At 28.0% G+C, this 14792-nt stretch carries 13 protein-coding genes, 1 pseudogene and 1 other annotated feature; of the genes and pseudogenes, 13 read left to right on the top strand and 1 reads right to left on the bottom strand.

The annotated features are described in order from the left end of the window. The first annotated feature begins 321 nt into the window (after window positions 1-321). The 12 genes and pseudogenes from Q5F54_RS04600 (at window position 322) to Q5F54_RS04545 (ending at window position 12486) form a co-directional block, all read left to right on the top strand. Window positions 322-495: a hypothetical protein gene (locus Q5F54_RS04600; protein WP_302334031.1), complete on the top strand. Its 174-nt coding sequence runs from the start codon at window positions 322-324 to the stop codon at window positions 493-495. A 346-nt stretch (window positions 496-841) separates the two neighbouring features. After that, complete coding sequence (locus Q5F54_RS04595; protein ID WP_071119741.1) at window positions 842-1291, top strand: Rrf2 family transcriptional regulator; 450 nt, start codon at window positions 842-844, stop codon at window positions 1289-1291. Between the two features lie 17 nt (window positions 1292-1308). Next, window positions 1309-2493 carry a cysteine desulfurase NifS gene (gene nifS / locus Q5F54_RS04590; protein ID WP_277230343.1) on the top strand — a complete coding sequence of 395 codons (1185 nt, stop codon included), beginning with the start codon at window positions 1309-1311 and terminating at the stop codon, window positions 2491-2493. 46 nt (window positions 2494-2539) lie between these two features. Next, window positions 2540-2994, top strand: a pseudogene (gene nifU, locus Q5F54_RS04585) (Fe-S cluster assembly scaffold protein NifU). Between the two features lie 200 nt (window positions 2995-3194). Then, complete coding sequence (gene mnmA, locus Q5F54_RS04580) at window positions 3195-4271, top strand: tRNA 2-thiouridine(34) synthase MnmA (RefSeq protein WP_071119744.1); 1077 nt, start codon at window positions 3195-3197, stop codon at window positions 4269-4271. Window positions 4272-4391: 120 nt separating this feature from the next. Further along, window positions 4392-4612 (top strand) — a binding site (T-box leader). A gap of 182 nt (window positions 4613-4794) precedes the next feature. After that, window positions 4795-7407: an alanine--tRNA ligase gene (gene alaS / locus Q5F54_RS04575; protein ID WP_302334030.1), complete on the top strand. Its 2613-nt coding sequence runs from the start codon at window positions 4795-4797 to the stop codon at window positions 7405-7407. A gap of 24 nt (window positions 7408-7431) precedes the next feature. Beyond that, complete coding sequence (locus Q5F54_RS04570) at window positions 7432-7689, top strand: IreB family regulatory phosphoprotein (RefSeq protein WP_071119746.1); 258 nt, start codon at window positions 7432-7434, stop codon at window positions 7687-7689. Between the two features lie 10 nt (window positions 7690-7699). Then, window positions 7700-9877 carry a hypothetical protein gene (locus Q5F54_RS04565; protein ID WP_302334029.1) on the top strand — a complete coding sequence of 726 codons (2178 nt, stop codon included), beginning with the start codon at window positions 7700-7702 and terminating at the stop codon, window positions 9875-9877. Between the two features lie 313 nt (window positions 9878-10190). Next, window positions 10191-10616 (top strand): Holliday junction resolvase RuvX, encoded by a 426-nt coding sequence (ruvX, locus tag Q5F54_RS04560; RefSeq protein ID WP_071119748.1) that lies wholly within the window; start codon window positions 10191-10193, stop codon window positions 10614-10616. Between the two features lie 67 nt (window positions 10617-10683). Beyond that, entirely contained in the window at window positions 10684-10953 is a 270-nt protein-coding gene (locus Q5F54_RS04555; RefSeq protein WP_071119749.1) for a DUF1292 domain-containing protein, read from the top strand. Window positions 10954-11062: 109 nt separating this feature from the next. Then, window positions 11063-11956, top strand: coding sequence for an LCP family protein (locus Q5F54_RS04550; protein ID WP_281538603.1), 894 nt, complete (start codon window positions 11063-11065; stop codon window positions 11954-11956). 92 nt (window positions 11957-12048) lie between these two features. Next, complete coding sequence (locus Q5F54_RS04545; protein WP_071119751.1) at window positions 12049-12486, top strand: Fur family transcriptional regulator; 438 nt, start codon at window positions 12049-12051, stop codon at window positions 12484-12486. 28 nt (window positions 12487-12514) lie between these two features. Here Q5F54_RS04545 and Q5F54_RS04540 read toward each other — a convergent pair whose 3' ends face one another. Beyond that, window positions 12515-13255 carry a metal-dependent hydrolase gene (locus Q5F54_RS04540; protein ID WP_071119752.1) on the bottom strand — a complete coding sequence of 247 codons (741 nt, stop codon included), beginning with the start codon at window positions 13253-13255 and terminating at the stop codon, window positions 12515-12517. A 203-nt stretch (window positions 13256-13458) separates the two neighbouring features. Between Q5F54_RS04540 and Q5F54_RS04535 the strand changes: the two genes are divergently transcribed. Continuing rightward, window positions 13459-14792: ribonuclease J (locus Q5F54_RS04535; protein WP_302334028.1), on the top strand; the 1334-nt coding region annotated here is incomplete at its 3' end.

The raw sequence follows: 14792 nt of genomic DNA, 5'->3' as shown, positions 1-14792 counted from the left end.
TTGTTATAGCTAAATTTAAAAATGATGCAGGAATAATAGGTGCGTCGGCTCTGTAAAGGACTAAAATATTATAATAGAGAAATTTACATATTAATAAATTTATAAAAATAACTCATTGTATTAGTTAAATATTATTATTAAAAATACTAAAGTCTAAAAATATACATTTTGGAATTAAAAAAACTTTATATGTAAATTCAATATGTTTAGTAAAATAACTAATACAACAGACAAAATAAGTAGTAGTATGTTTTGAAGATACTACTACTTATTTTTTTGCGTATAAGAAAATTATATCATAAATATATTTCTGGATAACCTATGAATATAAGCGATATCAATAACTTTATAAACGTAATAAATTACATTTTGAAATGCTTCGCCCACGCAGTGGCTCAAGCAGCGGATGTATCCGTAGCGGTAACAAGGATATATCATTGGCGAAATGAAGTGTTTCGCCGACACGTCGCTCAAGCGAAGCGAATTTTTTATTGAACAATTAAATTTTATTGATAAATTTATTTAGTAATGAAACACATCACTAATAACATTTGTTAGGATAAATATTATTAAATTTATAAAAATAGAAAATTATTGTATTTATTGCTTGGAGAAAGGGAATACTTATACATGTTTAAAAATAGGTTTAGTATAAAATAATAGAAAATATAAAAATTAAGATTAAAAAGAATCTATAGTGGTATATATATAATATATTTAATTCCTAGTAAAGTGGTATGAATTTAATCTTGACAAAATTACTAGGGTATAATAAAATTATATTGAAGGTAATACCTAGTAAAATAGTATGGATTACAATTCGTTGTAAAGGGTGATAAATATGAAATTATCCACTAAGGGTAGATATGGACTTAAAGCAATGTTTCAATTATCATTAAATCAGAGCAATGGTCCTATTCCCTTAAAAAATATAGCTAGTAAGCAAAATATATCAGAACAATATTTAGAGCAAATATTTTCATCTCTAAAAAAATCTGGATTAGTTCAAAGTGTTAGAGGAGCTCAAGGCGGATATTTATTATCAAAAGAACCTAAAGATATAACTGTAGGTGATATACTAGTGGTACTAGAGGGGCCTGTTTCACTATCAGATTGTGTAATGGATGAAGATATATGTGAAAATTCTGGTAAATGTGTAACGAAAATTGTATGGGAAAAAATGAAAAAGGGTATAGAAGATGTAATAAATTCTATAACTCTTCAAGATATGATAGATGATCATAATAAAAACATATTAGATAATGATATAACAAACTTAATTATAAAATAGATAGGGAGACGAAGAAAATGGAAAAAAGAAGATTATATATGGATTATTCTGCGACAACTCCTGTAAAAAAAGAAGTTCTAGATGAAATGATGCCATATTTTACAGAAAACTTTGGAAACGCATCTAGTTTTCATACATTCGGAAGAGAAGCAAAAACTGCTTTAGATAAAGCTAGAGGGCAAGTTGCTAATCTTATAAATGCAAAGCCTAATGAAATATACTTTACAGCTGGTGGAACGGAAAGTGACAACTGGGCGATAGAAGGTGTTGCTTTTGCTCATAGAAGTAAAGGAAATCATATAATAACATCTAAAATAGAACACCATGGAATACTTCACATATGTGAATATTTAGAAAAGCATCATGGATTTGAAGTAACTTATTTAGATGTTGATGCTGAAGGTAGAGTTAAATTAGATGAACTTGAAAAAGCAATAAAAGATACTACTATATTAATAAGTATAATGTTTGCAAATAATGAAATAGGAACAATACAACCAATAAAAGAAATTGGTGAAATAGCTAAAAAGCACAATGTATTATTCCATACAGATGCTGTTCAAGCAGCTGGTAATGTACCAATAGATGTTAAAGAATTAAATGTAGATTTAATGAGTATGTCTTCACATAAGATATATGGTCCTAAAGGAATAGGCGCTTTATATATAAAAACTGGTACAAAACTTCACTCTTTCGTTCATGGTGGTGCACAAGAAAGAAGAAGAAGAGCTGGTACTGAGAATATGCCATCTATAGTTGGATATGGAAAAGCAGCAGAACTTGCTAAAACTAATATGGACGAGCATATAGAAAGACTTACATCTTTAAGAACAAAATTAATAGATGGAATACTTGAAAAAATACCTTACACAAGAGTAAATGGTAGTTTAGAAAATAGATTACCAGGTAATGTTAACTTCTCGTTTGAATTTATAGAAGGAGAAGGAATATTATTAATGTTAGACATGTTAGGTATAGCTGCATCAAGTGGATCAGCTTGTACATCAGGATCACTTGATCCATCACATGTTTTAATGGCTATAGGATTACCACATGAGATAGCACATGGATCATTAAGACTTTCAATAGGTGATTTTACAACAGAAGAAGATATAGATTATATAATAGAAAAATTACCAGCAGTTATAGAGAGATTAAGAATGATGTCTCCTTTATATGATGCTGTAACAAAACAAAAATAATAGCACGGAGCTAATAATATAATTAAGACTTAAGGAGGATAAGAATATGCAATACAGTGATAAAGTAATGGAACATTTCATGAATCCAAAAATGTTGGAGAAATAGAAAATGCAAGTGGTATAGGTGAAGTTGGAAATGCTAAGTGTGGAGATATAATGAGAATATATCTTGATATAGACCCAGAAACTCAAGTTATAAATGATGTTAAATTTAAAACTTTTGGATGTGGATCTGCTATAGCAAGTTCATCAATGGCTACTGAAATGGTAAAAGGAAAAACTATACATGAAGCATTAGCTGTAACTAATAAAGCAGTTGCAGAAGCTTTAGATGGTTTACCACCAGTAAAAATGCACTGTTCAGTTTTAGCAGAACAAGCAATAAAAGCTGCTTTAATAGATTATTCTAAAAAGCATAATATACACATACCAGAGTTAGATGGTGTTGTTATAGATGATGATCATGACCATCATCATGATATAGAAGAAGAGGAAATGTAATTTTAAATATAAAATTCAATAATTAGTATATAAATATCCCTTTTAGGTAATTACTTAAAAGGGATATTGTAATTTAAAAGATGTGATAAAATTTAAATTAGTAGATAGATATTAGATATAAATAAGTTTAGTCTTTAAAAAGTAAGATAAAATATATATAATAAAAAGATATAAGCAAATTCGTAAAAGAAGGTGACAAAATGAAAAAAAGAGTAATGATCGGTATGAGTGGTGGAGTTGATAGTTCTGTTGCAGCATATCTTTTAAAAGAACAAGGATATGATGTTATAGGAGTTACTATGAAGCTATGGCAAGATGATGATGATGAACTTATAGAAAATGAAGGTGGATGTTGTTCATTAGCAGCAGTTGAAGATGCTAGAAGAGTTGCAGATAGAATAGGTATACCTTTTTATGTATTAAATTTTAGTGATGTATTTAAACAAAAGGTAATAGAGCCTTTTATAGATGAATATTTAAATGGTAGAACTCCAAATCCTTGTATAGCTTGCAATAAGCATATAAAATTTGATGATTTCTTTAATAAAGCACGTCAAATAGGATGTGATTATGTAGCTACAGGGCATTATGCTAAAATAGAAAAAGATGAAAAAACAGGAAGATATCTACTTAAAAAGTCTGTTACAGATAAAAAAGATCAAACTTATGCACTATATAATTTAACTCAAGAACAGTTAGAACACACATTACTTCCTATAGGTGATTATGAAAAGGAAAGAGTTAGAGAAATTGCAAAAGAAATAGGAATAGATGTTCATAATAAGCCAGATAGCCAAGAAATATGCTTTGTAAAAGATAATGACTATGCTGGATATGTAAAAAAACATTCTAAAAAAAGAATTGAAGAAGGTTATTTTGTAGATACTAAAGGTAATGTTTTAGGAAAGCATAAAGGTATAGTAAACTATACTATTGGTCAAAGAAAAGGATTAGGCATAGCTTTTGGAAAGCCTATGTTTGTTATTGATATAAATGCTAAGAAAAACACTGTAGTGTTAGGTGATAATGAAGATTTATTTAATAAAGTTGTCATAGCAAAAGATGTTAATCTTATAGCATTTGATGAAATAACAGAACCAGTTAGAGTAGAAGCTAAGATAAGATATTCTGCTAAGCCATCTCCAGCTACAGTATACAAAATAGATAATAATAAAATAAAAATAGTATTTGATGAACCTCAAAGGGCTATAACTAAAGGTCAATCTGTTGTAATGTACAATGGTGATGTTGTAGTTGGTGGAGGAATAATCTGCTAATAAAACTAAAATCAATATAATTTATAGTATTGATTAATTACACAAAATTTAGTAATATAACATATATAAGTAGTTAGAATAAAGTTTAACATATGAATTCTAACTATAAAATTAAATTTATTAGATACAGAGATAAGAAATAGTAAATTATTTGATGCCTTATAGAGAGAGGGAATTGGTGGAAGCCCTTAGGATAGAATTGTTGAAGCAGTCTTTGAGTATCAGTCCTGAAATAATAGTATGGATTGACGGTAGTTCCGTTATAACTAAGGTTTTCCGAAGATGTCATGATTTATTATGATAATTAGGGTGGTACCGCGAATGTAATCCTCGCCCCTATAAGTTTTTATAGGCGCGGGGTTTTTTAATTATAAGGGATTTATTTATAAGTTCCAAGCGTTAAATTTGAATAATATGCCTTAGATATTTGGTGATATAAGTAGTTTTGTTTGCTAAATAGTTAAAGTAAAATCAAATTTAGAATTTAAAAATAAAAGATATATAAAATAGGAGGAAATTTAAGATGCAACAAATGGGATTAAATGAAATTAGAAGTAAATTTTTAAAGTTCTTTGAATCTAAAGATCACTACTTAAAGGAAAGTGCTTCTTTAGTGCCACAAAATGATAAAAGTTTATTACTTATAAACTCAGGTATGGCTCCGCTTAAAAATTATTTTGCTGGTGTAGAAGTTCCACCAAGTGTTAGAATGACTACTTGCCAAAAGTGTATAAGAACAGGAGATATAGAAAATGTAGGAAAGACTGCTAGACATGGTACTTTCTTTGAAATGTTAGGGAACTTTTCATTTGGAGATTACTTTAAAGAGCAATCTATATCTTGGGGATGGGAGTTTGTTACACAACATTTAAATATACCTGAAGAGAAAGTATGGGTCACTGTATATGAAGAAGATGATGAAGCTTTTGGTATATGGGAAAATCAAATAAAAATACCTAAAGAAAGAATAGTTAGGCTTGGTAAAGATGATAACTTCTGGGAAATAGGTATAGGACCTTGTGGACCATGTTCAGAATTATACTTCGATAGAGGTGAAGAATATGGATGTGATAATCTGGATTGTAAACCAGGATGTGATTGTGATAGATATTTAGAATTCTGGAACCATGTTTTCACTCAATTCAATAGAGATGAAGAAGGTAACTATGGACAATTAGAACATAAAAATATAGATACTGGAATGGGTCTAGAAAGAATGGCTTGTATAATGCAAGGTGTAGATACTATATTTGATGTAGATACTATAAAGCATATATTAAATACAGTAGAAAAAATGGCTAATGTTGAATACGGAAAAGGTGGAAAAACTGACGTATCAATAAGAATAATAACTGACCATATAAGAGCGGTAAGTTTCTTAGTTGCAGATGGTGTATTACCATCTAATGAAGGTAGAGGATATGTTCTTAGAAGATTGTTAAGAAGAGCAGCACGTCATGGTAAGTTATTAGGAATAAAAGAAAACTTCTTATATAAATTAGTGGATGAAGTTATAAAAGTAAGTGGAGAAGCTTACCCAGAATTAGTAGAAAAAGAAAGCTACATCAAAAAAGTTATAAGAATTGAAGAAGAAAAATTCAATGAAACTATAGAACAAGGTATGGAAATACTAGCTTCTTATATAGCAGATTTAAAGAAAAATGGAGAAACTACTTTAAGTGGAGAAAATGCATTTAAATTATATGACACTTATGGATTCCCAATAGATTTAACTCAAGAAATATTAGAAGAAGAACATTTATCTATAGATGAAGAAGCATTCAATGGGGAAATGAACAAGCAAAGAGAAAGAGCTAGAAGTGCTAGAGGAAATATGGATGGAGAAAGTTGGAAGGAAGATCCATTATCAAAATTAGATTCTTCAGTAGCTAGTACTTTTGAAGGATATTTTGAATTAGAAAATTCAGGAATAATAAAAGCTATAGTTAAAGATAATGAATTAGTAGATTCAGCTGTAGCAGGAGACAAAGTTATTGTTGTACTTGATAAAACTACATTCTACCCAGAAGGTGGGGGACAAGCTGGGGATGCTGGACTTTTAGTAAATAAAAATGAAGACATAGTAGTTGAAGTAATAGATACTAAAAAAGGTGCTAACAACACTATAAAGCATATAGGTATAGTAAAAAGCGGTATGATAAATACTGGAGAAAAATTATCTACAATAGTAGATAAAGAAATAAGAATGGCATCTGCTAGAAATCACAGTGCTACTCACTTACTTCATAAAGCATTAAAAGAAGTTTTAGGAGAACACGTTAACCAAGCAGGATCGCTTGTTACTTCAGAAAGATTAAGATTTGACGTAACTCATTTTGAAGCTATAACTAAGGAAGAATTAAAAGTTATAGAAGAAAAAGTAAATGATGTAATACTTGAATCTTTAAATATAACTTGTGAAAATATGAGTATAAATGATGCAAAAAATAAAGGAGCTATGGCTTTATTTGGTGAAAAATATGGTGATGAAGTAAGAGTTGTTTCTATGGGAGATTATTCAATAGAACTTTGTGGTGGTACTCACTTAACTAATACTTCTCAAATAGGTATGTTTAAAATATTATCTGAAGGTGGAGTAGCTGCAGGTGTTAGAAGAATAGAAGCTATAACAGGTAGAGCAGTTTACAACTACTTAAAAGAAAAAGAAGAAATAATATCTAATGTATGCTCAAACTTAAAAACTAAAGAAGATAGTTTATCTCAAAAAGTAACTTCTTTAATAGAAGAAAATAAATCATTATCAAAAGAATTACATGATATGAAAACTAAGATGAGCTTACAAGCGGTAGACTCAGTACTTGACTCTAAATTAGATGTAAATGGAGTTAATTTAGTAACTACTAAATTTGAAGGTATGGATATGAATACTTTAAAAGAAGTTGCAGATAATTTAAGAGATAAATTAGTAAGTGGAGTTGTAGTACTAGCTACAGCAACTAAAGATGCAGTGGATAAAGGTGTTCACTGTGGAAATATAGTTAAATCTATTGCACAAATTGCTGGTGGAAAAGGTGGAGGAAGACCTAATATGGCTCAAGCTGGTGCACCAGATGTTTCTAAAGTTGATGAAGCCTTAAATCATGCAAGTGAAGTTTTAAAATCACAAGTTAAGTAATCCTATTTTAAGGGGGCTTTAAAAATGAATAAAGATTTAGATTATACTATGAAGTTTGAAGGGATATCAGACGATAAAATGAGTGTTTCACAAGCTCTAGATTTTGTAAATGAAGCACTATTAGAAAAAGGATACAATCCTATAAATCAAATTATAGGATACCTTCTTTCAGGAGATTCTAGTTATATAACTGGATATAAAAATGCAAGATCTATAATCAAAAAATTTGAAAGAGATGAGATACTTGAAGAAGTAATACAATATTACTTAAATAGAAAGTAGGTTAAAACTTATGAAAAAGAAACTTGTATCAGTACTGTTTGCAGTGATGGTACTTATAGTTTCTATTCCTAAATATAGCTTTGCTGCTGAAAGTGGCAAAGTTATATTTATAAATATGAATAGAACTACTATAAAATCAATGCAAGACATACCTAGTTTAAAGGCTGAACTAGAAAAACGAGGATATATGGGTCTAATGAATATAAGAGGTGACAAAGGCACTGATGATAAAAGATCCCTTGCAAGTATGGGTGCTGGAGGAAGAGCAAACTTAGCATCTGACTCATATATAAACTTTAAAGAAGCAACTAAGGAAAATGCAACTATTTATAAGTCATCAACAGGAAAAACTCCTAAAAAAATAAATGATTTATCAATAAATCAATCATTAAATGAAAATGAAGCAAATGGTCAATATGGATCGACATTAGGTTCACTTGGACAAACTTTATCAGATAATAATTTTAAGGTTGCTGTTTTAGGAAATAGCGATACAGTAGAAAATGGCGAATTAAAAGAAAATAGAAATATATGCTTAATAGCTATGGATAACTATGGTAGAGTAGCGGATGGAAATATCGAAGATATTAATATCGAAGACGATACCATGCCATTTGGAATAAGAGCTGATTATGATAAATTAACTAAAGAAACTAAATCATTATATGAAAATAATGATGCTTTATTTGTAGATTTAGGAGATACATATAGATTAGATCAATATAAAGGTTTTTTAAATGAGCATACTTATTCTAAAATGAAAAAAACTATACATAATAACATAAGTAAATATTTAGAATCAGTATTTAATATGCTAGGAGATAATGATGTTGTTTATATAGCTAGCTCTTTCCCAAGTAAATTAGCTTATAAAAATAAAGAAAGATTATCTCCAATTATAAAGTTTAAAGGTAATGAAAAAGGTTTATTATCTTCATCTACAACAAGAAGAGATGGTATTGTAGCCAATATAGATGTAGGAGTAGATATACTTAATGAATTTGGATTAGAAAATAAGTCTATGGTAGGTAGAGCTTATAGTTTAATACAAAAAGATGATAATGTAGATTTCTTATCATATGAACTTGAAAAAATGGCAACTATATCTAATATAAGATCAACAGTTGTAAATACTTTTGTAGGAGTTGTATCTGTATCTTGGGTTATAGGTATGGTAGCTATATTATTTAGAAATCGTATACCTAACAAAGATAAAGTATTTAATGTAATAAAAGAGTTTATAAAGTTAGGAATAATAATGCCATTAGTATTTTTATTAGCTCCTATATTTAACTTTAAAACACCTGTATCTATGACTATTGGTATAATTATAACAACACTTGCTTTATACTTATTAGGTAGAGTTTTATTTAAAGATGATTTAAAACAGATGGGATTCTTTGCATTAATAACTATTTTAGTAATTGTAATAGATTGTATATTTGGAACGTACCTTATGAAAAATAATATAATGAGTTATGATGCAATTATTGGAGCTCGATATTATGGTGTAGGTAATGAGTATGAGGGTGTATCTATAGCAAGTCCTATATTTGCATTTGCAATACTATTAAATTATAATAAAAAGCTTCCAAAATGGTCGATAATAATAGCTTCAATAGTAATATTAATAACTAGTGCATATCCTACTATGGGTGCTAATGTTGGTGGAGCTATATCTCAAACTGCTGCATATTTATTATTTATAATGCTTATATTTGATGTTAAATTAGATTTAAAGAAAGTAATATTAATAGGAATTTCAGTAGTTGCAGTGGTTGGAGCATTTGCATTTTTCGATATAGTATCAGGAAGCGAATCTCATTTAGGTTTATTTGTACAACAAATATTCTTAAATGGACCAAGCGCTATAATACAAACTTTTGCTAGAAAAATAGGTATGAATGTTAAGTTAGCTCAAACTAGTGTATGGGTAAATATATTACTAGCAGGTATATTTATAATAGGAATATTTATAATTAAGCCACCTAGACAATTTAGAATGATAGCTAAAAGATATCCTATGATATTTAAAGGATTTATAGCTTCTATGGTGGGATGTATAGTAACCCTTTTAGTAAATGATTCAGGAATAGTTGCAGCATCTACAGCATCTATTTATATATTAATACCTGTTATAATAATAAGTATTAATATGTTAGTACCTGAAAATAAAGAGAATGATTAAGGAAATTAGTCAGGTTAAATATCCTGACTAATTTTTACGCTTAAGAAGATTATATTATATTGATAATCTTGGATAACTTAGTAAACATATTTATATAAATATATTATTTTTTAGCGTAAAAATATTTTGAGCAACGGACAAAGTCGTTGGCGACATGAAATACTTCGCCGACACGTCGCTCAAGCGAAGCGAATTTTTTATTTATAGTATATAATGATATAGATAACAAATGTATTAATAAATACTTTATGGACAAATTAAATAAGAAAATAGTTTTATATTAAATTTATAAAATTGAATAAGGAGAAATAGTATGTTAGACGGAAGAATAATGGGACTTGATGTAGGAGATAAAACTATTGGAGTTGCTGTAAGTGATTTAATGGGACTTACAGCTCAAGGCGTTAAGACTATAAAAAGAGTAGGAAAGAAAAAAGATATCGAAGCATTGAAAGAAATAATAAAAGAAAGACAAGTTAATAAAATAGTTTCAGGACTTCCTAAAAATATGAATGGAACATTAGGACCTCAAGGTGAAAAGGTTATAAAATTTTGTGAACTATTAGAGGAAGAAACAGGTATAAAGATAGAATATTGGGATGAAAGATTATCTACAGTGGCTGCTGAAAGAACCCTTATACAAGGTAATGTAAGGAGAGAAAATAGAAAAGGTGTAATAGATATGGTTGCAGCAGTAATAATATTACAAGGTTACTTAGATAGACAAAGAAATTTTTAAAAAATATATAAAATTATAGTTTTATGATATATAATATAATTAATAAATAAAACAGAGGTGAAAAGGCATGCAAGAAAACATAATAAACTTAATAGATGAAAATGGTGTAGAAAGTCAATTTGAAATAATATTAACACTAGAAGCTGAAGGTAAAGAATATGCTATATTAATGCCAGTTGAGGAAGAAGAAGCTGAAGAAGCATTAGTATTTAGAATAGACCAAGATGAACAAGGTGAGATATTAGTTCCACTAGAAGATGATAAAGAATATGAAATAGTTGTAGATGTATACAATACATTAATGGAAGAAGAAGGATTAAACTTTGATGAAGAATAATTAGTAAAAAAGACTTTTCAAATTAAATTTTGGGAAGTCTTTTTTTGTGTGTAAATTTATTATAATCAGGGAAAAATATTTAAAAATTGATTAGGAAGGAGTTAAAAAAGTGAAAAAAAAGGGATTAATTTTATTATTATTGCTATTAATTAGTTTTGTATCTACTTTTAATGTATATAGCTTTAGTGAAAGAGATATTAAAGAATATAAAATGATAGAAAATATTCTTTTAATAGGGTTAGATGGAACTAATGATAAATTTCCTAAAAGATCTGATACGATGATAATATTAACTATAGATAAGTTAAATAAATCTTTAAAACTTACATCTTTAGCAAGAGATACTTTAGTTAAAATTCCAGGAAGAGGAGAAGAAAAATTAACTCATGCCTATGCATATGGACAAGAGGAACTATTGATGCAAACTATAAATGAGAACTTTGATTTAGATATAAAAGACTATGCAGTAGTAAACTTTAAATCATTTATTGATATAGTAGATATAATAGGTGGAGTTGATATTAATGTAAATGAAAAAGAAATACATCACTTAAATGAAGTAATAAAAGAGTGCTATGGGGTAAATCATGAGGATACTAAAAATATAGAGTATATAACAAGTAGTGGAAATCATAATTTAAATGGATACCAAGCTCTTGCTTATGCTAGAATAAGAAAATTAGATACAATATATAAAAGAGACGAAAGACAAAGGTTAATACTAACTAATATAGCGCACAAATTATCTGATGTTTCTATAAGCAAATATCTGCAAATTGCAAAAAGTATATTAAGACATATAAAAGTTAATATAGCATTTAATAAGATAATAGATTTAGCATTTATAGCTCATGAGCTAGCAAGTTATGATATAAGTCAATTAGAATTTCCTATATCAGAGTATAGAGAAGAAGGTAGAATTGGTGAAAAAGGAACTTATGTAGTTAAGTGGGATAAAAATAAAAATATAGAGTTATTACATCAGTTTATATATGGCAATTAGTGGGTATAATCAAAATATTGTAATTGACAATAAGTTCATTATCAATTACAATATTTAATAAAGATTATCAGTTGAAAATAAGGGTGATTAGTATGAATACTATGGATATATTAAAAGAAAAATTAAGAGAAACGGGATTTAAAATAACTCCTCAAAGAAGAGCTGTAATAGACATTTTATTAAAACATAACAGTGAGCATTTAAGTAGTGAACAGATATATGATTTAGTTAGAGTTGATTGTCCTGAAATAGGACTAGCTACAGTTTACAGAACTATGCAATTATTAGATGAAATCGGAGTAATATCAAAACTTAATTTAGATGACGGATGTATAAGATATGAAATTAGTTTAAATAAAAATGAATGTCATAATCATCATCATTTAATATGTAAAAATTGCTCAAAAATAATAGAAGTTCAAGAAGATTTATTAGAGAGCATAGAAAGTAAAATCCAAGAAAGATATAAATTTGATATAGTAGATCATGATGTAAAATTCTATGGATTATGTGAAGATTGTAAAAAATAATAATAAAAATATAAGTCTCATTTGAGACTTATATTTTTATTGTAGAAAAAATAATAGATCCTACTAATATAACTACTATTAAAATTTCTAAAGCATTATTAAAAAAACTTCCAACTCTAAAATAGCCTAAAGAATATTTCTTATTACTAATAGGATAAAACAAAGGAATACCGGATTTTGTAAATAAATCACCTAAAAATAAATGACTTGCATATCCTATAGTTCCAAAAAATGATAAATTAGATATATTATATATTATCTCTATTTGCTTAAGTAAAAAATATATTACAATAATTGCAAATATACTATGTGAAAAGCTTCTATGCTTAAGCCACGGAAATGAAGCTAACATTAAGAAGAAAATAACAAAATATATTTTAACCTTTATAAAAAATAAGCATAGAGATAAAAGTATAAGAGTCAAAGATAAAAGTATTTTTCTAAGTAGTATGTGATTAATCTTAGATTCTAATACCATTATTGCTATAAATGTTACAATAGAGCTTAAGAAAAAATTATTATTATTTATCTTAAGAGATATAAAAAATATAGCAAAATTAATTATATATATAACTATTTTTAATATTAGTTTTGAAGCATCTTGTTTTAAAAATACATTAGAAATTGTAGAGTTAGATTCATCTAAGTCAGGAAGTATTGAAAATATAGCAGCCAATACAAGATTAAATATTGAAATAGGAATCTTAAATAAAATACAAGCTTGGATAGTACTCAAAATACCTATTGTACAATGGGTTTTACCGCGCATATATCCTCCTAAAATTATAATATAGTTTGAGAATATCAAAATAAATTTAATTTGTCAAAATAATACATTAAATGTATTTTAAATATTACTTAAATTATATATGAAATTATGGTACAATTATAATAACTGGTAAAGAGTGCGTGATTTGATATTATTTAAAAACTGTAGAACGTGTTTGAAAACTAAATAGACAGAAGGAGATGATGCGATTGTTTAGAAAGAATACGAATAAAATAAAAGTCATGGCATTAGGTGGGCTTAACGAGATAGGTAAAAACATGACTGTTATTGAGTATAAAGACGAAATAATTGTAATAGATGCAGGGATGAGTTTCCCAGATGATGAAATGCTAGGTGTAGATGTAGTCATCCCTGATATAAGCTACCTAATAAAAAATAAAGATAAAATAAAAGGTATATTCATTACACATGGTCATGAAGACCACATAGGAGCGCTTCCATATATATTAAAAAAGATAAATATTCCTATATATGGAGCTAAACTTAGTATAGGTCTTATACAAGTTAAATTAAAAGAACATAAAATAAATAATGCTAAACTAAATGTAGTATCTCCAAGAGATATTATAAAACTTTCACATATGGAAGTTGAATTTATAAAAAATAATCATAGTATACCAGATGCTTGTTCTATAGCTGTTCATACAGACCAAGGAATAATATATCATACAGGAGACTTTAAGATAGATTTAACGCCTATTGACGGTGAAGTTATGGACATACACAGAATATGTGAATTAAGTAAAAAGGGAGTTCTTTTATTATTAGCAGAGAGTACTAATGCTGAACAACCAGGTTCTACAATGTCAGAAAAGACAGTAGGAGCTGGATTAGATGATTTATTTAGAAAAGCATCAAATAGTAGAATAATAGTTGCAACATTTGCATCTAATATACACAGATTACAACAAATAATAAACACAGCGGAGAAATTTAACAGAAAAGTTGCTGTATCTGGAAGATCGATGGTAAATGTAGTTGCTGTAGCTACTGAATTAGGATATTTAAATATACCTGATAATATGCTAATAGATTTAAATGATATATCTAAATATGAAGATAATGAAGTAGTACTAATAACTACAGGTTCGCAAGGTGAACCAATGTCAGCTTTAGCTAGGATGGCAAGTGCTGAACATAAGAAGGTAGAAATTAAAAGAGGCGATTTAATAATAATATCAGCTCATCCAATACCAGGGAATGAGAAACTAATATCAAAAGTTATAAATAGTTTATTTGAAAAAGGTGCTGAAGTAGTGTATGATGAATCTGATATACACGTATCAGGACATGCAAAGCAAGAAGAATTAAAACTTATGCATAGATTAGTAAGACCTAAGTTCTTTATGCCAGCTCATGGTGAATATAGAATGCTTAAAATACATGCAGAATTAGCAGAAGAATTAGGAATGCCAAGTCAAAATATATTTGTAAATAAAACAGGAGATGTTTTAGAAATAGATAGGAATTCTGCTAAAGTTACAGGCACTATACCAACAGGTAATGTATTAGTTGA

The sequence above is a fragment of the uncultured Romboutsia sp. genome (genome assembly GCF_958366745.1).
Lineage (GTDB): Bacteria > Bacillota > Clostridia > Peptostreptococcales > Peptostreptococcaceae > Romboutsia > Romboutsia timonensis.
The sequence above is the reverse complement of the archived record's forward strand: the minus strand, read 5'-3'. Positions and strand labels throughout refer to the sequence as shown.

Bases quoted from the DNA above. Each gene is read 5' to 3' on its own strand.
- Q5F54_RS04565 (WP_302334029.1), top strand. From the start codon at position 7,700: ATGAAAAAGAAACTTGTATCAGTACTGTTTGCAGTGATGGTACTTATA.
- nifS (WP_277230343.1), top strand. From the start codon at position 1,309: ATGGAAAAAAGAAGATTATATATGGATTATTCTGCGACAACTCCTGTA.
- Q5F54_RS04545 (WP_071119751.1), top strand. From the start codon at position 12,049: ATGAATACTATGGATATATTAAAAGAAAAATTAAGAGAAACGGGATTT.
- ruvX (WP_071119748.1), top strand. From the start codon at position 10,191: ATGTTAGACGGAAGAATAATGGGACTTGATGTAGGAGATAAAACTATT.
- Q5F54_RS04540 (WP_071119752.1), bottom strand. From the start codon at position 13,255: ATGCGCGGTAAAACCCATTGTACAATAGGTATTTTGAGTACTATCCAA.
- Q5F54_RS04600 (WP_302334031.1), top strand. From the start codon at position 322: ATGAATATAAGCGATATCAATAACTTTATAAACGTAATAAATTACATT.
- Q5F54_RS04570 (WP_071119746.1), top strand. From the start codon at position 7,432: ATGAATAAAGATTTAGATTATACTATGAAGTTTGAAGGGATATCAGAC.
- mnmA (WP_071119744.1), top strand. From the start codon at position 3,195: ATGAAAAAAAGAGTAATGATCGGTATGAGTGGTGGAGTTGATAGTTCT.
- Q5F54_RS04595 (WP_071119741.1), top strand. From the start codon at position 842: ATGAAATTATCCACTAAGGGTAGATATGGACTTAAAGCAATGTTTCAA.
- Q5F54_RS04555 (WP_071119749.1), top strand. From the start codon at position 10,684: ATGCAAGAAAACATAATAAACTTAATAGATGAAAATGGTGTAGAAAGT.
- alaS (WP_302334030.1), top strand. From the start codon at position 4,795: ATGCAACAAATGGGATTAAATGAAATTAGAAGTAAATTTTTAAAGTTC.